Raw genomic sequence first — 22,426 nt, forward strand, 5'->3', positions numbered from 1 at the left:
AAATCCGCGTAATCACCTATCTTATTACATTTTTATTTACAAAATATTCACAATAATTCCTCTATTGTATTTTTTGCAGCTGCGAGGCGAGTGCTTCTGCACACCTTTCTCCGTCTATTGCTGCTGACACTATTCCCCCTGCGTAGCCTGCTCCTTCTCCACATGGATATATGCCGCTGACGCATGTGTGTGACAATGTTTCGGGATTACGGGTTATTCTTACCGGAGATGAAGTGCGTGTCTCACATCCTATAAGTACAGCCTCGTTGGTAAGAAACCCTTTGGCTTTCTTGCCAAACTCAATGAACCCTTTTTGTAGACGCGACGCAATCTCTCTCGGCAACAGCATGTCGATTCTTGCAGGATGTATGCCTGGTGCATAGGATGTGGTGGGGAGGTCTTTTGACCTTCGGCTTTCGGTGAAGTCAATCATGCGCTGGGCGGGGGCATTGTGGGTATGGTCGGCGTCGTCATAAAACCGTGCCTCGATCTCTTCCTGATATTTCATCATTTTAAGCGGGTCATCGGGGGTTTCAGTTTTGACATCATCAGGGAGCACCTCCACGACCATGCCGGAGTTGGCCCATCTTGTACCGCGTGACGACGGTGACATGCCGTTGACTACAAGCTGTCCCGGTCCGCTCGCCGCCGGAATTATAAATCCTCCCGGACACATGCAGAACGAGTAGACTCCACGGTCATTTACGCGGGTCAGCATCGAGTATTCAGCCGCCGGCAGATACCTGCCTCTGCCTTCCGGTGAGTGATACTGGATTCTGTCGATAAGCGACTGAGGGTGTTCGAGCCTTACTCCTACCGCGATGCCTTTTGGCTCAAGGCTTATGCCGTGGTTTAGCAGCATTTCGTAGGTGTCACGCGCCGAGTGACCTGTAGCGAGTATCACAGGTCCGGTAAACTCTTTTCCGTCAGCTGTCACAGCGCCGGTCACTGTGTCGGCATTGACAATCAGTCCGGTCACCCTGCGGTTGAAATGCACCTCACCTCCATATCGGATAATCGTCAGTCGCATAGCCTTGATTACTTCCGGCAACCGGTCAGTGCCTATGTGGGGATGGGCATCAATCAAAATGTCTTCAGAGGCGCCATGACGGTAGAGTGTGTTAAGGATGCGGTCAATCGAACCTCTTTTTTTACTGCGTGTATATAGCTTTCCGTCGGAGTAGGCACCCGCGCCGCCTTCTCCGAAGCAATAGTTGGAATCCGGGTCGACACGGTTTTCCCTGGCGATAGCCGCCATGTCTTTGCGCCGGCTGTCGACATCTTTTCCGCGCTCAAGTATTATCGGTTTTATGCCAAGCTCAATCAGCCTTAGCGCTGCAAATAGTCCGGCGGGACCCGCTCCTATTATAATAGCCTGCGGGGCATTGCTCACATCTTTATATTCGGGAGTTATGTCGGCTCCCGGCTCCGGCAGGCGCTCCCCTGTCGCAATCCTCAGGGTGATGTTGACCATCACCCGGCGCTGTCGAGCGTCGATTGAGCGCTTTATGATGCGTGATTCTGTAATCTGCTTGCTGTCACATCCCGTCTGTTTTGCGGCGATTTTGTTTAGTGAGGCTAAATCCGATGCCTCTTTGGGTGTCACCCTCAGTTGAATATCTGTTATCATTATAATTTCAGGGGGTTTGGTTGATTGGTCTTATGTCGGCAAATCTCTTGTTCAGCCGACGTATCATTATTATTAATGTGACTACCGCTACAATGAAGGCGATAAGGTCGGAACCTGTCATGCTTGCCCACACTCCGTCGGTGCCGAAGTATCGCGGCAGAATGATGAGAAACGGTATTAAAAATAATAATTGTCGGGTAAGCGACAGGAATATTGAGATCTGGGGCTTGCCGATTGACTGGAAGAAATTCTGGATTACAATCTGACAACCTACTACCGGATAGCATATGAAATAGATGCGGAATCCGTTGCGGGCGATGTCAATGAGAGTCTCGTCGGTGGTAAACAGAGAGCTGATTGTGTCGGGAAAAGATTCGGTCAATATGAATCCGAGCGTGGTGATTGACACTCCGGCTACAATTCCTATTTTCAGTGTGCGCTTCACGCGGTCCCATTTGTTGGCTCCGTAATTGAATCCAAGTATCGGTTGCATGCCTTGCGTGACTCCAAACACGACCATCACAAAAAACATTGTCGTGCGGTTGACGATTCCATATGCGCCGACAGCGAGATTGCCGTCGCCCTGCGCGTAATCAAGCAAAGCCTTGTTGATGAAGACGACCACGACACACGCACACACATTCATCAGGAATGGTGACAGTCCGATAGAATATATGCGCATGATTATCGAGGGTGTAAACCATCGGTTGTCACGCTTGAAGTGGATGAAGCTGCTTTTTGAAAAGAAGTGGATGAGTACCCAGACAAAGGCTGCAAACTGTCCGCATATGGTCGCAAGCGCCGCTCCGGCTATTCCCCATTTAAAGGTGAATATAAACAACGGTGCAAGCACGACATTGACGGCAACAGAAAGCAGAGCTGAAATCATCGCTTTTTTGGGGTAGCCGGTGGCTCGCATCAGGTTGTTCAGCCCGATGAATACATAGGATATAGGCGTCCCGTAAAGGATTATTGTCATAAATTCCCGAGCATACTTTATCGTCTCTTTTGTCGCACCGAAAAAGTAAAGTATGTCATCAAGAAAGAGTAGGGTAAGCCCTCCGAACACGACGGAGTGAATGAGACAAAGCACCATCACGTTGTTGACCACGTCGGTGGCGCGTGATTCATTTTTCTGACCGATGAAAATGGAGCTTATCGTGGCTCCGCCCATTGCAATTAGCGTACAAAACGCTACGACAAGATTCATCAGCGGAAAGGTGATTGCAAGTCCTGAAATTGCCATCGGTCCCACGCCTCTGCCTATGAATATGCTGTCGACTATATTGTATAGCGAAGTGGCGACACTTGCTATGATAGCGGGCACGGAATATTGGACCAGTAGTTTGCTTACCGATTCCGTGCCGAGGGTGAGTGGACTGTCTGTTTTTGCCATATTACAATTCTATTTTACAAAATTAACAGCTAATTATGCAATATTGAGACTGAAACAATGTAAATTTGCTGAAATTTTAATTTTTTTAATACGCGGCTTGCGGATGTCAGCGGTTATGTGACGATGTGATATTTGCAGGCAATTTTTAACCTATTGATGAAAATTACTTATGGCAAAGACCGGAGTTTTATTTGACCTTGACGGTGTACTCATAGACAGTGAGCGCATTTATAGCGGTTTTTATGATAACCTTGGCGAATTGTATAATATTGAGGAAGAGAATTTCTCTATGGCGATAAAAGGGTCTACGATTGAGCAGATCCTGAGTAAATATTTCCCGTCGCCCGAGGCAAGCGCCGATGTGTTGCGACGCATTAATGAGTTTGAGTCAGACATGGAGTACCCGATATGTGATGGCGTCCTTGATTTTCTTGCCGAGCTGAAGTCGAGAGGCATACCGATGGCTATCGTTACAAGTTCAAGCGACAATAAGATGGTTAAGCTTTGGAGCCAGCATGGCGACTTGAAAAAGTATTTTGACACCATAGTCACCGGCAGTGATATATCCAGGTCAAAGCCTGATCCCGAGGGCTATCTTCTTGCTGCGGAGAGAATCGGTTGTAAGCCGGAAGACTGCTATGTGTTTGAAGACTCGATTTCAGGCCTTGCCGCCGGCATGGCTGCCGGAAGTGTGGTGATAGGGCTTGCAACGACTCTGCCCGCCGAGAGATTACAAGGAAAAGCCCACAAACTGATTGACGGGTTTGCAGGCTTTTCGGTTGATGAGATGTTGTCGGTAAGTCGCGTCACTGACAAGCTTTAAAACTCATGTCAAGTCCCTTGACGGAGTGGGTCAGTGCGCCGACTGATATGAAGTCGACACCACACTCGGCGTAGTCGCGCAGAGTGTCGTAGGTGATGCCGCCTGATGATTCGATTTCGGTCCGTCCATTTATAAGCTCGACGGCTTCTTTCGTGCGTTCCGGCGAGAAGTTGTCGAGCATTATGCGGTCAACGCCGGCCTCAAGCGCGCGATTTATCTCGTCGGTGTTTCTTACTTCCACCTCGATTTTAAGGTCGCGACCGGTCTCTTTCAGATACTTTTTGGCGGCTGCGACAGCTTCTTTTATGCCTCCGGCAAAGTCGACATGGTTGTCCTTTATGAGAATCATGTCAAAAAGTCCTATACGGTGATTGTGTCCTCCTCCGATTTTGACAGCCTCTTTCTCAAGCATTCTCATGCCGGGAGTTGTCTTTCTCGTGTCAAGCACCTTTGTTTTAAGACCTTTCAGCCTGTCTTGATAACGGGCTGTGGTGGTGGCGATTCCGCTCATGCGCTGCATGATGTTGAGCATCACGCGTTCAGTCTGAAGCAGAGAGCGCACAGGCCCTTCAACGACAAAGGCTATGTCGCCCGGCTTTACATGAGAGCCGTCGTTGATAAACACTGTCATTTTCAATGACGGGTCAAACTTTTCAAAGACTTTGCAGGCGATTTCCACCCCGGCAAGTGTGCCTTCCTCCTTTACGATGAGTTGTTGTTTACCCATCTCGTCGGCGGGTATGGTGCTTAAAGTGGTGTGGTCGCCGTCACCGACATCCTCGGCAAAAGCAAGATCGAGCAGCTTGTCGATCAGTTCATCTCTTGTGTCCATAATTAAATAGCTTTGTGGTGCAAATTTACTATTTTTAGATATTAAATCAGTAATTTTGCCGTTTAAAAAGTAAGTAACCCTCTTATAAGATGAAGATAGAATTAATGGCAATCGGGCGCACATCTACCCGGTATCTGCAGGATGGCATTGATGTATATTTGAAGCGACTCTCTCATTATGTGCCGTTTGAGATTAAATGCCTTCCCGACGTAAAGACCTCCAGGTCGCTCACTGAAGAGCGGCAGAAAGAGATGGAAGGGGAGCAGTTTCTCGCCCAGTTGCAGCCGGGCGATTTCCTCGTCTTGCTTGATGAGCGCGGCAAGGAGATGACTTCGCGCGATTTTTCCGTCTATATCGACCGCAAGATGTCGAGTGTCCCCAAGAGGATGCTTTTTGTCATCGGAGGTCCTTACGGATTTTCCAAGGCTATGTATGAGCGTGCCGATGACAAGATTTCACTTTCAAAGATGACTTTTTCCCATGAGATGGTGAGGTTGTTTTTCACAGAGCAGCTTTATCGCGCTATGACGATACTCCGTGGCGAGCCTTACCATCATGACTGAATTACCTATGGCTTCAATATCTTCCCGCAAGGGATTGCTTGCGATTTCTCCTATTCTTGTGTTTCTGGTGTTTTATGTAGTCGTGTCAGTTATTGTCAACGATTTTTATAAGATGCCTCTTGCAGTCGCGCTCCTTATGGCTTCGGCTTGGGGAGTGGTCATATTACGCGGTAAGCCGCTTGCCCGGCGTGTCGATATATTCAGCCGTGAGGCAGGTTCGTCGGGGGTGATGTATATGATATGGATTTTCCTGCTTGCCGGCGCTTTTGCGGCTCTTGCCAAGGAGATAGGGTCGGTTGAGGCTACGGTTAACCTGGCATTGAAATGGTTGCCGGGGGAGATGCTTATCCCGGGACTGTTTCTTGCGTCATGTTTCATCTCGCTCGCGATAGGCACCTCTGTGGGCACTGTCGTCGCGCTGACGCCTCTTGCCGTGGAGCTTGCCCAGACTGAAGCCGGTTCCGTGCCGTTTTTTGTCGCCGTTGTGCTTGGCGGTGCTTTCTTCGGTGATAATCTCTCATTTATTTCCGACACGACCATAGCGGCTACCCGCACCCAGGGATGTAAGATGAATGACAAGTTCAAGGCTAATCTATGGATTGTGCTTCCTGCCGCACTTGCGTCACTTGTGTTTTATATCATTCTCGGTGCGAAAGTTCCGGAGACTGAGATTTCAGAGGTCGGCAATCCCTGGCTTGTGCTTCCTTATCTTATTATCATTGCCACAGCCATAGCCGGTATAAATGTAACGGTGGTGCTTTCCATCGGCATAGTCGCCACCCTTTTAATCGCCGTGTCTTCAGGCTATGACCTGTTGCAGTTGTTTGGGTTCATGGGCGCGGGAATCGATTCGGTCGGAAATCTGGTGATTGTGACATTGCTTGCGGCCGGGATGCTCGGGCTGATAAAGGCTGCCGGTGGAATCGACTATATTCTGCAGGTCCTTACACGACGCATCAACGGAGCGAGGGGAGCTATGGCAAGCATAGCGTTTCTTGTCAGCATCGTTAATCTGTGTACGGCAAACAATACTGTCGCCATTCTTACCGTAGGGTCGCTGGCGAAGGAGATATCCGATCGTTTTGGCATTGACCCCCGTAAGGCGGCATCGGTTCTTGACACATGTTCATGTATAGTGCAGAGTCTTATCCCTTACGGAGCGCAGACTCTTCTTGCTACCGGGCTTGCCGGAATATCTCCGGCGGCTCCGTGGGGTTACATGTATTACTCATGGTCGCTTATTGTCGCTGTGGCGTTGTCAATTATCTTCCGTTATCCTCGTCGTCTAAACCGCCGGTAGGGAGTGAGTTTACAGCTTAAAAACAGAAGTGGCAGCACCAAAACCGGGGCTGCCACTTATATTATTATATGGTGCCTATGATTAGAGCACGCCTTGTGCCATCATCGCGCGAGCGACTTTCATAAAGCCGGCGACATTGGCTCCCTTCACATAGTTGATAAAGTCACCTTCTTTACCATATTTCTCACACTGTCCGTGGATGTTTGCCATGATGTCCTTGAGCTTCTGGTCAACCTCTTCAGCGCTCCAAGAGAGCTTCTGTGAGTTCTGAGCCATCTCAAGTCCTGATACTGACACACCGCCTGCATTTGCAGCTTTTCCGGGTGCATAGAGAATCTTGGCGTTAAGGAATTCCTTGATTGCTTCCGGGGTAGAAGGCATGTTTGCTCCTTCGCTGACTGCGATACATCCGTTGGCAAGGAGTGTGCGGGCGTCGTCACCGTCAAGCTCATTCTGGGTAGCCGACGGCATTGCGATGTCACACTTGTAAACCCAGGGACGTCCGCCCTCTACATATTCGCAGCCATACTCTTCAGCAAACTCACGGATGCGTCCGCGATACTCGTTCTTGAGCTTGAAGATATAGTCAAGCTGCTCCGAGGTGATGCCTTCCGGCACGTAGATGCAGCCATCGGAGTCGCTCATGGTGATTACCTTTGCTCCGAGTTCAAGAAGCTTCTTTGCAGTATAGGTCGCCACGTTACCTGAGCCGGAGATTGCCACTACCTTGTCCTTGATGTCGATGCCCTTGGTCTTCAGCATATTGAGCAGGAAGTAAACATTGCCGTAGCCGGTTGCCTCGGGGCGGATGAGTGAACCGCCGAATTCAAGACCCTTTCCGGTGAAAGTTCCGGTAAATTCGCGTGCCATCTTCTTATACATTCCATACATGTAGCCTACTTCGCGTCCGCCTACACCTATGTCACCTGCGGGAACGTCGGTGTCAGGACCGATGTGACGCCACAACTCGGCTATGAACGCCTGGCAGAAGCGCATTACCTCCATGTCGCTCTTTCCGCGCGGAGAGAAGTCGCTACCGCCCTTTCCTCCACCCATCGGAAGGGTGGTGAGGGAGTTTTTGAATGTCTGCTCGAATGCGAGGAATTTTAATATAGACTGGTTTACCGAAGAGTGGAAACGGATACCTCCCTTGTACGGACCGATGGCATTGTTGTGCTGGATGCGGTAGCCCATGTTGTTCTGTACCTTACCCTTGTCATCGACCCAGGATACGCGGAATGAGAATATACGGTCGGGCAGACAAAGACGTTCGATGAGGTTGTAGCGTTCAAACTCGGGGTGCTTGTTATATTCATCCTCGATGGTGGTGATTACCTCTTCTACTGCCTGAAGATACTCGGGTTCGTTGGGGAAGCGACGTTTCAAGTCGTCCAATACTTCGGTTGCTTTCATTTTTTATTGATTGAAATTAATATGATTTTATGATTTTGCGACAAAGTTACAATGTTTTTCGCAAAATACATAACATTTTTCAATCTTTTTGCGCTTTTTGGTCGCATTTAGCTATTTTATCGCGTCATAGACAGCATCCATGATAGTCGGTCGTATATTAAGGCGGGTGAACGCGCTGTTATCGCGTGTAGGGTGTACGCGATTGCTTAAAAATATATATATCAGTTCATTTTTAGGGTCAACCCATATGCATGTGCCGGTAAATCCTATATGACCGAATGTCGACGGGTCGGCTGATTTTGATGTCGGCGTCTTGTCGGGATTTTCTGTGTCGGGACCGTCAAAACCGAGTTTTCTGCGCGACTTGGAGCTTTTGGTGCCGATAAACGTGTTGACTGTTGCCGGCGAGATGATTTGCCGTCCGGCGTAGCTGCCTCCGTTAAGCCACATCTGACAGAGGCGCGCAAGGTCACCGGCTGTGGAGAAGAGTCCGGCATTGCCCTGTACACCTCCTGAAAAGGCGGCAAGTTCGTCGTGGACATAACCTTTTATAGACTGTTTTCTCATGAATTTGTCATTTTCGGTGGAGGCTATGTTTGCGGCCTTGAATCGTGACAGCGGGCGGTAGAGCGTATGTGTCGCGCCAAGAGGGCGGAATATGCCTTCTTCAACAAATGTGTCATGGGGTTGTCCGCTGACGTTCTGTTCCATATCCATGAGCAACGCGAAATTGAGATCGGAATACAGATAGTTTTTGTTTGCTCGGGGGTTAACGGCGTAAATCTGCTCCATGATGGAGTCGACTGTGGCGTCACTTACATAGATTCCTTCGGCGACCGGCTTGTCAAATCCGGCTGAAGCGGTCTTGGACACGATGTCGGTGCGTAGCCTGGCATTGCGGTTGGCATACACGCCTTTGCCTATTTTCAGCGTGTTGTCGCCTTTCGGACGATAGGCAATGAGCTTGCCTGTGTAAGATGCGGTGTCCATCATGAACTTAGACAGGTTGATAGCCGCCGGCAATCCGCTTTCGTGCAGCAGCAATTGCTTCACGGTGATGTTGTCTTTGCCCCGGTTTTTGAGCTCCGGGATGTATTTGCTTACCGGGTCGTCAAGGCGGTATAGGCTCTCGTCATATGCAAGCATCAGGCCGGAAAGTGTGCCGGCAATCTTGCTTACAGAGGCGAGGTCGTAGAGGGTGGAGTCATTTACCTTATGAGTCTTTGTCTGGTCGGTGTATCCGTAATTCTTGTCGATTATTATGTCGCCTGACTTTGCAACGAGCACCTGACATCCCGGGAAGGCTCCCGTACGGAGTCCGGTGTTTACGAGAGAGTCTATTACCCTGTCTACGTCAGGGTCAAGACCTGAGGCTGCCGGACTGCTGTATCCGAGGCGCGTTTTCATTAGGCCGACACACTTTCCGAGAGGTGCCACTCCCTTCACGTTGACCGGCAGCGAGCCGTTTACGCGTATGCCTCCAAACACGGCTTGCGCTCCATACTCCTGGATGAGCGGGGTGTTGTCGCCGGCAAGTATTACCGATGATGATTTCAGCGGTGCAAACGCCGACAGCTTATAAGGATTCATGAAAAATACGGTCACAAGGCTGCCGCAATCTTCCAGTTGTCGCAGTGTTTCCACCGATGCCGCCTTATTGTTGTAAACCCCGGCAATCACAATGTCGCTTGATTTAATCGCCTTTAGTTGGGCGGGGGTAAGTGATGCCGATGAGCTGTAACATTTTGCATCGGCATATTTCAGGCAGTATCTTGAAAAGTTATTGTCGCTTCCTTCTCCTATGTTGACTATCGAGATTTTTTTATTATATGTGTCGCCTATCGGCAGGAGTCCGTCCTTGTTTTCAAGGCAGGTAATCATTGCGGCAGCGAGGCGGCGGTTGACTGCGTCGGCTTCAGGTGAGTTCAACTGTTTTTTCAAAGAGGCGCTGCTTACAGGGCGGTAGCCGGTAGACAGGCCGAGCGCATATTTGTAGGCAAGCATCTTCTTGCATCGGGTTTCAATGACCGACTTCGGGATTGTACCGTTTTCTACCGCCGCGATTACCGCCACGATGTCGCCGCGCGGTGCAGCCGATTCGAGCAGAACGTCGGCGCCCGCCTTTAGAGCCGATACACAGTTGTTTTCTGTGCCTGACGACGCTCCCTTCATCGCGAGTCCGTCGGTCCACACAAGACCGTCAAATCCGATTTCCTCTTTTAGCAGTCCGGTGGTGGCTTTGTAAGAGAGGGATGTCGGAGTCCCTGACGGGTCGATTGCGGGTACGTTAAGATGAGCGACCATTATTCCTGACAATCCGGCATTCACAAAGCTGCGAAACGGAAGCAGGTCTATCTCGTCAAGCTGTTGGCGGGAGTGGTCGACTGTCGGCAGCTCTTTGTGGGAATCTTTGCTTGTGTCTCCATGACCCGGAAAGTGCTTGCCTACAGCCATGACGCCGCCATCCTCAAGCCCCCGGGAATAGGCGGTGCCGAGTCTCGCCACACGCTGCGGGTCTTCTCCGAATGACCTGTAGCCGATGACCGGATTGGACGGATTGGAGTTGACATCAAGCACCGGCGCGAAATTGACATTTATGCCAAGCAGGCGACATTCGCGCGCTACCTCCCTGCCATACCGGTAAAGAAGCTCTTCGTCTTCGATGGCGCCGAGCCCCATGTTGTAGGGGAAGCGCGTTGTTCCGGTGACGCGCATTGCCGGTCCCCACTCGCCGTCAAGGGTCATTATGAGTGGCACGGCGGCGATTGACTGAGCGTAGTCGGTGAGTTGGGCATACTGCTCTATTGTGCCTTTGCTGAACAACAGTCCGCCTACACCGAGATTTTTTACATATGCGGCAATAGTCTGTTTCGCGGAGGTCACATTGGCGGGGTTTACCTTGGGGACAAACAACTGGGCTACGCGCTGGCGCATGGTCAGCGTTTCATACACCGAATCGACCCATTGCCGGCAACGGTCGGTCTTCGTCAGGTCATTTATCGATGTGGCGGCATTTGCCGAAATCAGCATGGCTCCGATGTACAGAGCCATGAATATAAGTGAGAATGTCTTTTTCATCATGTAAATGTTTTATCAGGCTTGTTAATCACATGCGCCGTGAGTTGTCGTCATATTTTATCGGTTTGCCCCGGAGACGCTCGATATATTCAATCATAGTCTCGTCAAGACGCGCTTTGCTGCGCGTGATAATCTTGCCTCTTGTGAGGGGGTCCATATAATCGCCGCCATTGGCGAGATAATCGATGGTTATTATGGTATAGGTGCTGTCGGGATTGATTGACTTCGGATCAAATCCGGAGCTTAGTCCGTCGCCTCCGCGTCGTGCCATGACGTCAAACGCTTCTTTCAGGTCATTGCCTTTGATTTCCATCACCACCAGCTTGTTGTCAAAGGGCAGCATTGTCATGATTGTCTCCTTCGTTATGTGACCGGCGGGCAGACTGCGGCGTATGCCGCCCTTGTTGACAATCGCCACGTCGACAGGTGAGGCACACAGTTCCTGCCCCATGTCACGCATGACATCGGCAACCCAGTTGACAAGTATCTGGCTGCCTGCGGGAAATTCCTGCGCCGACTTTCCGATCTTGCGGCTTTTTAACGAGTCTACGCTTGTGCGGTATCTTGACAGCAGCGCGGCTGCTTCCGGGTCGATGCGATTGTCAAGACGCTTGTTGACCGGGATAAGGCTGTAGGTTGACGCGAGGGTGGGGAGGTCGACGGTTATTTTCCCGAGATTCACTCCGCGGCTTCCGGTCTGTGCGACAATTACTGTGTCGCCTTTGGCATTTGCAACTTTCCACGCGAGAGCATCGGGGGCGTCAGGGTCGACTGTCGTGTGGGAGTGTCCGCCTATGATTATGTCTATGTCCTTAGAGTTGCAGGCTATGTCCAGGTCGCTTGGTGTGGGCGGATTTGCCGAGTCATATCCTACATGGGTAAGGGCGATGACCATATCGGTGTGTTTGACATTCTTTAGATACCATGCGAGCGAGTTGGCTGCCTCTATTCCGTCAAGATATCTGACACCTTCAGCATTGTCGTCGGCAATCATGCCCTTAGGGTCAAGATTTATGGCTAAAAAGCCTATTTTCCTGTCGCCGAAGCTGCTGATTGTATATGGTTCAAATATGCTGTCAAGCGCAGTCCCGCGCAGGTCATAGTTGGATGTAATCTTCTTTGCATTAAGCTGCGACCATTCACGGGCAAGTTCTTCAACCCCGTTGTCAAACTCGTGGTTGCCGAGTATCTGGATGTCATATCCGAGATTGTTCATCATGACACGTTCTGCCTCGCCGCGAAAAAGCGTATAATATAATGTGCCTTGCACGGCGTCGCCGCAGTCAATCAGAAGCACGTTTGGCTCCACATCCCGGATGCTGTCGACAAGCACTTTGCGCCGCAATATGCCACCTTCGTTTTTATCATTGGGGTCAAGCTGGCTGTGGGTGTCGTTGGTGTGCAGGATTACGAGCCTGTCGGCTAATGATGTAGCCGGCAGAAGAGTCGCGGCTGAAATGATTATGATGTTTTTTAGATTCATTTTTGATGACTTGGATGATTTCTTTCTACGAAAGTACAGATTTTTGATGAATTATACAAGGTAACTTGCTCGTTTCATTCTCTCGTAAATTTACCAAAGGGCTGCGCAAAAAAATGCGCGGCCCTTTGTGTGTGTTTACGTAGTGGTTTGCCATGTCTTGGAGGCTGACACTCGAACCCGGCATCCGGCATTGACAACGTTGCCCTGAACACAAACCTTGCACCGGCAATCAACCACGTTGTCAACCCTTACAGCTATGCGGCTGATGGATGCAGACATAATAAAAAGGAGCTGTGCATTTGCACAGCTCCTTTTTATTGGTATGGGAAAACTTTTTACTTCATCTTGTCGATATAGTCGCGGAGAGCCTGGTTGGTCGGATCAAGCTCATATACCTTCTCATAGTACATCTTTGCGGTAGGTATGTCCTTCTGAGAGATGTAATATGATGCAATCTGGCTGTATGCCTCGTTGTACATGTCAGCACGTTTTGTCTTGTTTTCGGGATCCTTGTCAAGAAGTGCCACTACCTGCTGGTAGGTTGCCTCCATCTCTTCAGAGGGTTTGTTGTCATACTTCACAAGCATCATGCGCGCTTTGTTTCGCACAGGTATAGGATTGTCGGGCACCTTTGCGATAACCTGTTCGATAGTCTCGATTGCTTTTGCGATCGCTGCCTGCTTTTCGGGAGAACCTTCTTCCGATGTTGCGGCTACGTTCTGGTAACGGCTTGAAAGGGTCACAAGGTCATTGGTCACATAGTCACCCTTGTCGATGAAGTTCTGGAATACTTCAAGAGCCTTCTTGTAATTCTTTGCTCCGCTGTAAGCCGAGCTGAGTGCCTTGTAAAGGTCAAGCTTGTCAGGGTTTACCTCAATCGCTTTTTCATACTCGAAGATTGCAAGTGAGTCCTTGCCAAGTTCCTGGAGCACTTCTGCGTAAGTAGAGTAGTCATTGGAAGTGAACTTTGCATTCTTGAGCGCGAAAAGGCTCTTTGCAGCAGCCTCGGCACCTGCATAATCCTTCATCGCAGCCTTGTCAAGAAACGCGATGCGCTGTAGCTGAAGGTTGTTGGGGTCAGAAGCAAGAAGGCGGTTGGCTATTTCAAGGCTCTGCTCATAGTGCTGTCCGTAGTAGAGTAGCACTGAGTAGCGCACTTCGTCTTCTACAAAGTGGTTGGGGTTGTTGATATAGTCGCCGTAAGCGGCAGCCGCTTTTGACCACTGGTCGTTTTCATAATATTTCTCGGCGAGTTCGCGCTGTCCAAGAGCTGAGCTGGGGTTTTCCTGAAGAAGTTCCTGGAGCTTTGCGATAGCATAGTCGGGATTCACGTTGAAATAAGCGTTGGCATATTTTACATACGCTTCAGGCAGACCTTTAGAGTAAAGAATTGCATTCTCATAGTTGGCTGCTGCGTCGCCCCATTCTTTCACAGCCGCCTTGCGGTCACCGCGAAGTACAAAGATTGACGGATCCTTTTTGTCAGCCTTGATAGCCTGAGCGTCATACTTCTCAATCTCCTTGGCATACTTTACCGGGTCAGCATTGAAATAAGCGCGACCTATCGCAGAAAACACACCGGCATCCTTTTTGTTAACCTTCTTTGCTTCATCAAAGTAATTTTCAGCTTCCTTGACATTGCCGTTCATAAGAGCGACTTCGCCAAGTCCCACCTTGTTATAAGCGTTGTCGGGATTAGCAGCAAGACCCTTCTCGAAATTTGCCTTTGCCGCAGCAAGATCCTTTTCGTGAATAGCGATGGCACCGAGATAGTAGTAAGCTACCGCTTTGTCGGTTGATGCATCGTTAAGATTGCGCTCAAGGAGAGTCTTGGCGTTGGCAAACTGGTCGGCCTTGAAATACTCGACTCCATCCTTATATCCCTGAGCTGAAGCTGTCAACGCTCCTGCAAGGCAAAGGGATAATAAAAACTTAAATTTCATGTTTTTAAACCTGTTTTGTTATTAATATACTTATTTGATTGTTTTTGCTTTTTATAGTTTAATTCAGATTTACCATTCTCGGCTGTACACGAGCCGGGAGTATGCCGGTGCGCTGAATGATTTTCTGTCCTATCGTACCTGTGACGAAAGAGTAGAAACCATGGGAAAGGCTGCCGTTGGCAGCGGTGGAAATCATGTACATTGAGCGGTGGAGCGGATAGCTTCCGTCATAGATGTAGCCCTGATAAGGCTTGTAAGCCCTGAAATCGTCTTTGCCGCTTACTTTAAGCACTTTTACCGAGGTGTCAAATTCCGAAACGGTGGTGTCTTGCTGATTGAGCGACTTTATGCGCTCTTCCCTCGGAAGGTCGCGTGTGCGCATGTCGGCGCTAATCCAGCTTACACCTATTATGCCTATGGCGTTTTTACGGTTCTGCACCTGGGTGAACACTTCCTGGTTGGTGTTTTGGGCAAACACGTTGTCGGCAAACTTCTCTCCGTTCATCACCGAGTCACGCATGTATTGCACGGTGCTTGAGCCTTCATTGTCAAACACCACCTGTATGTCGCCTTTCAACATTCCCGGACCAAGCTGTGACCACTCTGTGGTCTTTCCCGTCAGGATGTCGGCAATCTCGCTTACCGACAGTTGCTCGATAGGATTGTCGGGGTTTACAATCAAGGCTATGGCGTCCACCGCTATGCGGTTGGATCTTACGTTACGGTTTTTTGCCTTTATATACTCTTTTTCTTTCTCGTTAAGGTCGCGGGTGATTACAATCAGTTTTGTCTTGAAGTCGAGAAGCGAGTCGATACACGCTTTTTCCGACTCATAGTAAGGGATGATGCTTGCTTTCCCCTTTGTGTTGTACTCAAAAACATCAATCTCCTGATCCATGATGTTTTCAAAACTTGCGTCACAAACGATCGTGGCTATGCCTGACGTGCTTGTGTTGGTCGGTGCTTTACGACAAGAAATCGCGCCGGCGATTAAAAGTGACGTCAGCGCAATTCTTGTATACTTGATTATGCCTTTCTTTATCATGATGATGTCTTTCTTCTGTTAGTACTCGTCGCCGATATTGCGGTCGATACCTTTAAACTGACGATAACCGCGCCATATTCCATAAACTATAAGAAGGATACCGCCTGCCCAGCGAAGCCATTCCCAGGGTCCGCTTTCCCACTGGAAGAAGTTGATAAGCAGTAATATGCCCATGCCTACATATATAACAATCATGAAAATACCGAAAATGGTTCTTGCGGTATTGGCGCCCTTGTTTGCATTACCTTCCTGGCTCATAATAAAAAGTTTTTAGTGTTGTCAATCAATATACGGGACGGTTATGATGTCCTGTTATAAAATTAACACTTTCCTTCATTAATAGTTCGAAAAATACATGGTTAGATGTCTGTCTCGGAATCTTTGTTAATTCCGAGTTGTAAAGTTAAGTAAAATTTTAGATATGGCATAATGATAATTTCACATATTAAACACAATTAACATCAGACACTCTTTTTTTACTACCGACATTTGTTAATTTTGTATCAATATTAATCAGTAGAAAGATATTTTTTATGCAGGCTCCACTTGCTGAAAGACTAAGACCGCATACAATAGACGAATATATAGGACAGACACATCTTGTCGGCCCGGGGTCGGTGTTGCGCCGCATGATTGACTCGGGAAATGTAACCTCTTTTATACTCTGGGGTCCTCCGGGAGTAGGGAAGACCACGCTTGCCAAAATCATTGCCAACACTACGGAATCGCCGTTCTATACGCTCAGCGCCGTCCATTCGGGAGTGAAGGAGGTGAGAGAGGTGATGGACAGGTGTAAATCAGACGCCGCGAGCATGTTCTCCAAGGGACGCCCTATATTGTTTATCGATGAGATACACCGTTTTAACAAGGCTCAGCAAGACAGCCTTCTCGGTGCCGTGGAGAGTGGTATCGTGACACTGATAGGCGCTACTACCGAAAATCCTTCCTTTGAAGTCATACGCCCGTTGCTTTCGCGCGCCCAGGTCTATGTGTTGAAACCGCTTGAAGAAGAGGAACTGATGACTCTGCTTACGCGCGCCATAACTACCGACGTGGTGCTGCAGAAGCGTAAATTCCGTATTGACAGCACTAAGGCTCTGTTCCGTTTTGCCGGCGGCGACGGGCGAAAACTGCTTAATATACTTGACCTGATTGAACAGTCGGCGATGCCCGATGAAGAAATTGTCATTGACGACATGACAGTCACCGAGCGTCTTCAGGAAAACCCGCTTGCCTACGACAAGACGGGAGAGATGCACTACGATATAATATCGGCATTCATCAAGAGCATTCGCGGAAGTGATCCTGATGCTGCTGTCTACTGGCTCGCGAGAATGATTGCAGGAGGCGAGGCTCCCGAATTCATAGCGCGGCGACTCGTGATTCTTGCCGCCGAGGATATCGGCCTTGCCAATCCTAACGCACTGTTGCTTGCCAACGCGACCTTTGATGTAATCCATAAGATAGGCTGGCCCGAGGGAAGGATTCCTCTTGCGGAATGTGCGGTATATCTTGCCACATCACCCAAAAGCAACTCTGCGTATCTGTCAATTGACGCGGCGCTTGCGGCAGTCAACGAGACGGGCAACCTTCCCGTGCCGCTGCATCTGCGCAATGCACCGACAAAGCTGATGAAAAGCCTCGATTATGGGAAAAATTACCTTTATGCCCATAATTATCCCGGAAATTTTGTGCGTCAGCAATTTTTACCCGACGCTCTGGAAAATGCAATGTTCTGGAAACCATGTGCCAACGCTTCCGAAGACCGCATGAAAGCGACACAAGAAAGCCGCTGGGGTAAAAAATATTGATTTTTCTTGTCACATTTTTCTCGGGTCTCCGTCTACATAGTGTAGAACAATATGGCGACTGAAAATTTCAAACATCTCGTATTGGCTCATTACGGGTCAATGTATCGCGTGGCATATTCAATATTGCGCGATAGCGATGATGCGCAGGATGCTGTTCAGGATGCTGTAGCTGCAATGTGGGCAAGGCGCTCGATGCTTTCCGGTATCGACAATTATGAGTCGTTTTGTGTCAAGGCTGTCAAAAACCGTTGCATTGACATGCTCCGGACACGCGCTTCCAGAATGGAGATGACCGACGTGGAGCCCGGCGAGGAGGAGACAGGGTGCCTGTCGGCGGAAATCGAGGCGCGTGACACCCTCTCTGTTGTCAGGACGCTTGTAGAGAAGCTTCCGCCGTTGCAGCAGGAGGTAATCAGACTGCGTTCGGAAGCCGATTGTGACCTACAGGAAATTGCCGCGATAACGGGCGTGTCACATGAAAATGCGCGCACACTGCTGTCAAGGGCAAGGCGACGTTTAAAAGAATTATACAATAATATAAAATGAAGTCAGAACATTACGAACTTAGGCAATTACTCAATCTATATTACGGCGGATTGACCACTCCCGACGATGAAAAGAGGCTTGTCAGGATGTTTGAAGAAGCTGAAAATCTTCCTGAGGAGCTGGCTGCCGACCGCGACATTGTTGCCGCTTTGTCGGAAGGTGTCTCAGTGGATGTTCCGGACGACGCTTTAGGCAACATAAGCCTCATGATTGATAAACTTGACCGCCAGGAGCGCCGTAATGCGGCAGGACGCCGGTTTGTGGCTTTTGCCGGTGTGGCGGCGAGTCTTGCGATTGTTGTGACGCTTGTATTGTTTATCGTCAAAGGCAGCACTCATAATCCAAATGAGATTACCGACCCGCAGACCGCCTACAACGAGACGGAGCGCGCGTTGCTTATGGTTTCGGAAAGCCTTAACAAGACCGGTGAATTCATGGACGAGGCGACAAGGGTGTTGTCAAAGATAACATTCCCCGACGACTCTTTATATGAAGACGACTTTTACGGTGATTCAATCAATAATGAACTGGACAATGATCGGATATAAGAAATTTGCATTAGGGATTTTAATGGCGGCCGCAGCTGTTTCCGGCTCGGCTCAGAATAAGAGCTTTGAAAAGATTTCAAAGCTTCCCGAGGCTCAGTATGCCTACATCTCCGAGTCGATGCTGTCATCAATGGGCGCTATGGCAGACTCTACAAGATTCAGCCCGTCGACCATTGACAGATTGAAGAGTGTGGAAATTCTTACATGTGAGACTCCGGAGACATTTGACCGTATAATAGAGATGCTTGACCCGTGTATAAATGAGCTTCAGCTCCTTTCAAGACTTCGTGATGACAATGACAACATCACGATTTATGGAAAGCGTAACGGCGACAAGCTGTCGAGCCTGCTGCTTATAGAGATTAAGGAATCGCCAGAAATATTGTCGGCTATTTTTATGACCGGCGACATAGACCCCGATTCACTCAAATCGATTACAAGACCCTAAATCAACGATTACATGATTTAATAATAAACTATCATATACAATTTATAACTTCAAAAACGTGACAGGACAACCCGCGACGGATTGTCCTGTTTTTTTGTTATCTTTCAAGGCTGCTGTCATGCGTAGCCGAGAAGCGACAGTATCAATGGAGTGAGCAGGGCGGTGAACAGACCGTTCAGCGTCAGTCCGAGTGAAGAGAAGGCTCCGTAGCGGTAGCCTACATCCATCGCTGCCGATGTGCCGACGGCATGGGCAGCCGTTCCCATCGAAAGCCCCTGGGCGATAGGACTTTTTACCCTCGAATATTTCATCATTTTGAATCCTGCCATTCCACCGAAAATACCGGTACACACGACTACTGCCGCTGTGAGGGCTGGAATGCCGCCTACGGTCTGAGCTATCTCCATGGCTATAGGCGTGGTGACTGACTTTGGCGCAAGCGAAAGTATCACTTCCTTTGACGCTCCGAGTAGTTGCGCTACCACTACTACCGACACGACTCCGGCTATGCAGCCTGCAAGTTCGGCAAGAAGTATAGGCAGCAGCTGCTTTTTTATAGCCTCAAGCTGGCGGTAGAGGGGAACCCCGAGTGCCACCACAGCCGGTTTCAGCCAGAAGTCAATATAGTCGCCTCCTGCGGCATAGGTCTGATAATCGACCCCCGCCGACATAAGTATGCAGATAAGCACTGCGATAGTCACCAATATCGGGTTCAGAAACGACATTCCCGTGCGCTTCTGAATAATCTGCGCTGTCACATAAACGACAAATGTCAGCGCTATTAAAAAGTATTTATTCTCGAGATAGCTCATGACGTGAAGATGTAATGCGACGCACAGCCTGATGTACCCAGCCTGTCACCGCGAGAATGAAAAATGTACTGATGACAGAGGCTCCGATAATCGGCAGCCACTGTGCTTTTATGAGCCCGAGGCAGTTCATCAGTCCTACTCCTGCCGGGACAAAGAAAAATCCGAGGTTCTTTACCAGAAAGTCAGAAACTTTGTCGACCCACATCACCCTTACTATCCCGGCTTTAAGACTGCCGGCAAGCAACAGCATTCCGATAATGCTCGACGGAATGGGTATCCCGGTGAGCCATACGATTAGTTCGCCCAATGCAAGAAATGCAAAGAGCACTGCACATTGAAAAATCATAATACAAAACTAAAAAACAATCTTTCCTATAACGATTGATGATTAAATAATATTGTTACGTAACTTATGTTTATCTTATATTGCCGGCTGTTAATGCAGGAATTTAGGTGCAAGGAAGAAAAGTCCGAATGAAAGCCCTACATTCCATTTCGTGCCGGGTGTATTGCAATAATTTATATAGGCAGTGAGGTGGGCGAAGGGGAGGGCATAGACAGCCGCCAGCTCACTGAAGAATACAGGGTCGGCAAACCAATCGCCATATTTTGCTTTCACAGAAGTGGCATCGGTGATGTCGGCGGGAATTTCCGGCAGTACCTTCCGCCAGGGCATGAAGCAGTGAAACTCGCCTCTGAGCTGAAGCATGTTGGTGATTTTCCATATGGGCTGGAATCCCAGGGTTACATATTGGGGGGCTCTTAGCGAGGCGTTAAATGAATTGTAGGTCGATGCCGTAGGATGAAACACCGGAAGCATCACCATCGTGGCGGCATAATTGTCAAGCAGCCGGCGGGTCGAAATCTCAAGATTGCTCTCCAGCCCGATTGAGAAATGTCGGTTCAGCGACCAGAAGCGTTCATAATTCAGTGCTATTTGCAGCCAGTTTACACCTTTCTGTTCCTGCTTGCGCGATTTGTCGTTTTCGGGGAAGAAGCTGTGATTGCCGTAAACTCCAAATGCCGATGCATGTATCATCATGCCGTTTGTGGCATAATTCAGGTCGTTAAGTGTATTGTATTCATATATGGCGCGGAGCTGTCCGAGAATATAAGTCGAGCGGTCGCGTTCTTTGCCGTTTAATATGAGCCCGTCAAAGAATCGGCTGCTTAATCTTCCGGTACCTCCGTCAATTTCAAGTTTGCCGCTTCGACCCACCGCCATGCCGTAGCGAAGTCGGCCAAACAGCTCTGTATCTGTGACAAGCGTGTTGCCGTCATCATAAAATATCCTGTCGCTGTCAAACATTTTTTCTCTCGAAATCACTGCCTGGGCTTTTATATAGGAGGGATTGGCTGAGCGCAGATTCATCTTGATGTCAAGCATTCCTGCCATGTAACTTTGTCCCACCCATCCGTTTATCGAAGTGTTGAGCGAGTTGAAGCTCAAAGTGTTGTATCCTGCCGACATGAACAGCATTGAATTTGTCGACGAGCTTATATATCCGCCAAGACCTACATTGAAATTGTTTTTTACGTCGGCGCTGAGGTCGAGTTCAAACCGGCGGGTGGTGTCATTCCATATGGCGCGTGGCACAAAGTTACGAAGTTTACCGGGAGTTATGGCGCGGTAATATGCGTCTTTTGCCTGGGTGAGCCCGAATGTGTCGCGCTTTCCTTTGGTAAAGATATATTTCAGGTAGGCGTCCTGGGCGGGTGTCCCTCCATGTACATTAACGGAGTCAAATACTACGTAGGGAGTCTCTGACTTGAACACGGCTCGACGCAGGCGGCGTGTCTCTGCCGGGATGCGCGATGATACACGGCTCTTGATGGAGTCCATCATCTCTATCGCGCAGTCATAACCTATCTGGTATATCTGTCGGCACGCAGGAAAGTCAAGAAGGCCGAACTGTTGCACAGGTATCTTCAACTTGATTCCTTCATCGTCGGGCAGCGAATAGTCATTATTCTGAATCACCATGTCTTCTATTTGCTGCATGATATTGTTGGGGTCGGGCTTTTTATCGGGCGATGACACGTCGACACCTATCATTATGTCGGGTGCGAAATCCTCTCTCATCACGTCGACAGGAAAGTTGTCGTAAATGCCGCCGTCGTAGACCAGCACCCCGTCCATCTCAATCGGGCGGAACACTATGGGAAATGACATTGACGCGCGTATGGCATCGCCGAGCGACCCGTCGCGACACACTATCTTGTGCTTGTGGTAAATGTCTGACGTTACGCATCGGAAAGGCACAAACAAGTTGTTGAAATTGCCATTGCACTGAGCCGTATAGCGGGCAAACAGCTCCATGAACGCAAAGTTCATGGGGAGGGGGTTTATGAGGCTCGTGGGCAGTATATTATTGTTTTTGGTGCTGTCGTTGAGACTCAGGTTGATGTTGGCAAGCTTAGGCGTCGGTTCTTCCCTCGCGTAATAATACACCCATGAAGGGTCGATTGTGCCGGTCGACCAATAGCTGAAGCCTTTTGACTCAATCAGCGCCATCATCTCTTCAGGAGTATAGCCGGAGGCATACAGTCCACCTACTATGGCACCCATAGATGTCCCGGCGATGTAATCAATCGGGATGTTGTTTTCCTCAAGAGCCTTGATTACACCGATATGGGCTATGCCTTTTGCACCGCCGCCGCTTAACACCAGTCCTACGGATTGCTGGGCGTTGACAGTGATTGTCCCTAACATCGCCGCAATAGTGATGATTATGTGCGGCAGCTTTTTCATCTT

19 protein-coding genes are annotated in these 22,426 nt (G+C 49.2%); 7 read left to right on the plus strand and 12 right to left on the minus strand.

What is annotated here, in order from left to right:
* Positions 1-61: 61 nt before the first annotated feature.
* Entirely contained in the window at positions 62-1,630 is a 1,569-nt protein-coding gene (locus tag E4T81_RS03310; RefSeq protein ID WP_135041384.1) for an NAD(P)/FAD-dependent oxidoreductase, read from the minus strand.
* A gap of 7 nt (positions 1,631-1,637) precedes the next feature.
* The gene (locus E4T81_RS03315) at positions 1,638-3,026 is read right to left on the minus strand and encodes an MATE family efflux transporter (RefSeq protein ID WP_135041386.1); all 1,389 of its coding nucleotides are present in this window, start codon (positions 3,024-3,026) and stop codon (positions 1,638-1,640) included.
* A 169-nt stretch (positions 3,027-3,195) separates the two neighbouring features.
* Here E4T81_RS03315 and E4T81_RS03320 point away from each other — a divergent pair, with 169 nt between their 5' ends.
* Positions 3,196-3,849, plus strand: a complete 654-nt coding sequence (locus tag E4T81_RS03320) for an HAD family phosphatase (RefSeq protein WP_135041388.1) — start codon at positions 3,196-3,198, stop codon at positions 3,847-3,849.
* On the opposite strand, the gene nadC is transcribed toward E4T81_RS03320, so the two are convergent.
* Positions 3,833-4,681 (minus strand): carboxylating nicotinate-nucleotide diphosphorylase, encoded by an 849-nt coding sequence (nadC, locus tag E4T81_RS03325; protein WP_135041390.1) that lies wholly within the window; start codon positions 4,679-4,681, stop codon positions 3,833-3,835. The two genes, E4T81_RS03320 and nadC, sit on opposite strands and share 17 nt — an antisense overlap.
* An 89-nt stretch (positions 4,682-4,770) precedes the next feature.
* Between nadC and rlmH the strand changes: the two genes are divergently transcribed.
* Both rlmH and E4T81_RS03335 read left to right on the plus strand, forming a co-directional pair.
* Positions 4,771-5,244 (plus strand): 23S rRNA (pseudouridine(1915)-N(3))-methyltransferase RlmH, encoded by a 474-nt coding sequence (rlmH, locus tag E4T81_RS03330; protein ID WP_135041392.1) that lies wholly within the window; start codon positions 4,771-4,773, stop codon positions 5,242-5,244.
* Positions 5,237-6,544, plus strand: a complete 1,308-nt coding sequence (locus tag E4T81_RS03335) for a Na+/H+ antiporter NhaC family protein (RefSeq protein ID WP_245207001.1) — start codon at positions 5,237-5,239, stop codon at positions 6,542-6,544. The genes rlmH and E4T81_RS03335 overlap by 8 nt, the downstream gene beginning before the upstream one ends.
* An 81-nt stretch (positions 6,545-6,625) precedes the next feature.
* Here E4T81_RS03335 and E4T81_RS03340 read toward each other — a convergent pair whose 3' ends face one another.
* The 6 genes from E4T81_RS03340 to E4T81_RS03365 all read right to left on the minus strand — a co-directional run bounded on the left by E4T81_RS03340 (position 6,626) and on the right by E4T81_RS03365 (position 15,764).
* Positions 6,626-7,957, minus strand: coding sequence for an NADP-specific glutamate dehydrogenase (locus E4T81_RS03340; protein ID WP_135041394.1), 1,332 nt, complete (start codon positions 7,955-7,957; stop codon positions 6,626-6,628).
* 111 nt (positions 7,958-8,068) lie between these two features.
* Positions 8,069-11,038: a glycoside hydrolase family 3 N-terminal domain-containing protein gene (locus E4T81_RS03345; RefSeq protein WP_135041396.1), complete on the minus strand. Its 2,970-nt coding sequence runs from the start codon at positions 11,036-11,038 to the stop codon at positions 8,069-8,071.
* 25 nt (positions 11,039-11,063) lie between these two features.
* Positions 11,064-12,518, minus strand: a complete 1,455-nt coding sequence (locus E4T81_RS03350; protein ID WP_135041398.1) for a bifunctional UDP-sugar hydrolase/5'-nucleotidase — start codon at positions 12,516-12,518, stop codon at positions 11,064-11,066.
* A gap of 335 nt (positions 12,519-12,853) precedes the next feature.
* Entirely contained in the window at positions 12,854-14,461 is a 1,608-nt protein-coding gene (locus E4T81_RS03355) for a tetratricopeptide repeat protein (RefSeq protein ID WP_135041400.1), read from the minus strand.
* A gap of 58 nt (positions 14,462-14,519) precedes the next feature.
* Positions 14,520-15,506 carry a PstS family phosphate ABC transporter substrate-binding protein gene (locus E4T81_RS03360; protein ID WP_135041403.1) on the minus strand — a complete coding sequence of 329 codons (987 nt, stop codon included), beginning with the start codon at positions 15,504-15,506 and terminating at the stop codon, positions 14,520-14,522.
* Positions 15,507-15,524: 18 nt separating this feature from the next.
* Complete coding sequence (locus tag E4T81_RS03365) at positions 15,525-15,764, minus strand: hypothetical protein (protein ID WP_135041405.1); 240 nt, start codon at positions 15,762-15,764, stop codon at positions 15,525-15,527.
* 275 nt (positions 15,765-16,039) lie between these two features.
* Here E4T81_RS03365 and E4T81_RS03370 point away from each other — a divergent pair, with 275 nt between their 5' ends.
* From E4T81_RS03370 to E4T81_RS03385, 4 genes are read left to right on the plus strand one after another with little or no spacing between them, the layout of a single operon-like run.
* Positions 16,040-17,317, plus strand: coding sequence for a replication-associated recombination protein A (locus E4T81_RS03370; RefSeq protein ID WP_135041407.1), 1,278 nt, complete (start codon positions 16,040-16,042; stop codon positions 17,315-17,317).
* 51 nt (positions 17,318-17,368) lie between these two features.
* On the plus strand, positions 17,369-17,863 hold the full coding sequence (locus tag E4T81_RS03375; RefSeq protein ID WP_135041409.1) for an RNA polymerase sigma factor: 495 nt from the start codon (positions 17,369-17,371) through the stop codon (positions 17,861-17,863).
* Positions 17,860-18,411 carry a hypothetical protein gene (locus E4T81_RS03380; RefSeq protein ID WP_135041411.1) on the plus strand — a complete coding sequence of 184 codons (552 nt, stop codon included), beginning with the start codon at positions 17,860-17,862 and terminating at the stop codon, positions 18,409-18,411. Before E4T81_RS03375 ends, E4T81_RS03380 begins: the two co-directional genes overlap by 4 nt.
* Complete coding sequence (locus E4T81_RS03385; protein ID WP_167761626.1) at positions 18,386-18,859, plus strand: DUF4252 domain-containing protein; 474 nt, start codon at positions 18,386-18,388, stop codon at positions 18,857-18,859. Before E4T81_RS03380 ends, E4T81_RS03385 begins: the two co-directional genes overlap by 26 nt.
* A gap of 116 nt (positions 18,860-18,975) precedes the next feature.
* On the opposite strand, the gene E4T81_RS03390 is transcribed toward E4T81_RS03385, so the two are convergent.
* From E4T81_RS03390 to E4T81_RS03400, 3 genes are all read right to left on the minus strand, one after another.
* Complete coding sequence (locus tag E4T81_RS03390; RefSeq protein ID WP_135041415.1) at positions 18,976-19,671, minus strand: LrgB family protein; 696 nt, start codon at positions 19,669-19,671, stop codon at positions 18,976-18,978.
* A complete protein-coding gene (locus tag E4T81_RS03395) occupies positions 19,652-20,017 on the minus strand; it encodes a CidA/LrgA family protein (RefSeq protein WP_135041417.1) in 366 nt (121 codons plus the stop codon). The genes E4T81_RS03390 and E4T81_RS03395 overlap by 20 nt, the downstream gene beginning before the upstream one ends.
* Positions 20,018-20,107: 90 nt before the next feature.
* Positions 20,108-22,423: a patatin-like phospholipase family protein gene (locus tag E4T81_RS03400; protein ID WP_209308147.1), complete on the minus strand. Its 2,316-nt coding sequence runs from the start codon at positions 22,421-22,423 to the stop codon at positions 20,108-20,110.
* Between the last annotated feature and the right edge of the window lie 3 nt (positions 22,424-22,426).

Source organism: Barnesiella sp. WM24 (assembly GCF_004570975.1).
GTDB lineage: Bacteria > Bacteroidota > Bacteroidia > Bacteroidales > Muribaculaceae > Muribaculum.

What these genes read in the sequence shown, in the direction of transcription:
- E4T81_RS03310 (WP_135041384.1), bottom strand. Translation starts at nt 1,630, where the DNA reads ATGATAACAGATATTCAACTGAGGGTGACACCCAAAGAGGCATCGGAT.
- E4T81_RS03315 (WP_135041386.1), bottom strand. Translation starts at nt 3,026, where the DNA reads ATGGCAAAAACAGACAGTCCACTCACCCTCGGCACGGAATCGGTAAGC.
- E4T81_RS03320 (WP_135041388.1), top strand. Translation starts at nt 3,196, where the DNA reads ATGGCAAAGACCGGAGTTTTATTTGACCTTGACGGTGTACTCATAGAC.
- nadC (WP_135041390.1), bottom strand. Translation starts at nt 4,681, where the DNA reads ATGGACACAAGAGATGAACTGATCGACAAGCTGCTCGATCTTGCTTTT.
- rlmH (WP_135041392.1), top strand. Translation starts at nt 4,771, where the DNA reads ATGAAGATAGAATTAATGGCAATCGGGCGCACATCTACCCGGTATCTG.
- E4T81_RS03335 (WP_245207001.1), top strand. Translation starts at nt 5,237, where the DNA reads ATGACTGAATTACCTATGGCTTCAATATCTTCCCGCAAGGGATTGCTT.
- E4T81_RS03340 (WP_135041394.1), bottom strand. Translation starts at nt 7,957, where the DNA reads ATGAAAGCAACCGAAGTATTGGACGACTTGAAACGTCGCTTCCCCAAC.
- E4T81_RS03345 (WP_135041396.1), bottom strand. Translation starts at nt 11,038, where the DNA reads ATGATGAAAAAGACATTCTCACTTATATTCATGGCTCTGTACATCGGA.
- E4T81_RS03350 (WP_135041398.1), bottom strand. Translation starts at nt 12,518, where the DNA reads ATGAATCTAAAAAACATCATAATCATTTCAGCCGCGACTCTTCTGCCG.
- E4T81_RS03355 (WP_135041400.1), bottom strand. Translation starts at nt 14,461, where the DNA reads ATGAAATTTAAGTTTTTATTATCCCTTTGCCTTGCAGGAGCGTTGACA.
- E4T81_RS03360 (WP_135041403.1), bottom strand. Translation starts at nt 15,506, where the DNA reads ATGATAAAGAAAGGCATAATCAAGTATACAAGAATTGCGCTGACGTCA.
- E4T81_RS03365 (WP_135041405.1), bottom strand. Translation starts at nt 15,764, where the DNA reads ATGAGCCAGGAAGGTAATGCAAACAAGGGCGCCAATACCGCAAGAACC.
- E4T81_RS03370 (WP_135041407.1), top strand. Translation starts at nt 16,040, where the DNA reads ATGCAGGCTCCACTTGCTGAAAGACTAAGACCGCATACAATAGACGAA.
- E4T81_RS03375 (WP_135041409.1), top strand. Translation starts at nt 17,369, where the DNA reads ATGGCGACTGAAAATTTCAAACATCTCGTATTGGCTCATTACGGGTCA.
- E4T81_RS03380 (WP_135041411.1), top strand. Translation starts at nt 17,860, where the DNA reads ATGAAGTCAGAACATTACGAACTTAGGCAATTACTCAATCTATATTAC.
- E4T81_RS03385 (WP_167761626.1), top strand. Translation starts at nt 18,386, where the DNA reads ATGAACTGGACAATGATCGGATATAAGAAATTTGCATTAGGGATTTTA.
- E4T81_RS03390 (WP_135041415.1), bottom strand. Translation starts at nt 19,671, where the DNA reads ATGAGCTATCTCGAGAATAAATACTTTTTAATAGCGCTGACATTTGTC.
- E4T81_RS03395 (WP_135041417.1), bottom strand. Translation starts at nt 20,017, where the DNA reads ATGATTTTTCAATGTGCAGTGCTCTTTGCATTTCTTGCATTGGGCGAA.
- E4T81_RS03400 (WP_209308147.1), bottom strand. Translation starts at nt 22,423, where the DNA reads ATGAAAAAGCTGCCGCACATAATCATCACTATTGCGGCGATGTTAGGG.